Raw genomic sequence first — 228 nt, 5'->3', positions numbered from 1 at the left:
ACAATTAATGATCAGAACTCCGTTTTTAATCAGAGTCAAAAAATGATTGATGAAAAAATGACTGTCGGCCTAAACGAGCCGGATCAGCAGGTTTTACAAAAATTGTTGATGAGCCCATTAACTCAATCTTTTGATTGTTTATTGATTCCTGCCCAACATGAAATGAATAAATTATGGATGATACAAGCCAATCAACCGTTTACCGCTAACTTAAGCCAAAAATATCCA

1 pseudogene is annotated in these 228 nt (G+C 34.6%); it reads left to right on the top strand.

Going from position 1 to position 228, the window contains the following annotated elements:
- Window positions 1-228, top strand: a pseudogene (locus tag B2Y23_RS08460) (hypothetical protein); the annotation flags it as partial.

It is taken from the genome of Acinetobacter sp. UBA5934, assembly GCF_002430855.1.
Classification (GTDB): Bacteria; Pseudomonadota; Gammaproteobacteria; order Pseudomonadales; family Moraxellaceae; genus Acinetobacter.
The sequence above is the reverse complement of the archived record's forward strand: the minus strand, read 5'-3'. Positions and strand labels throughout refer to the sequence as shown.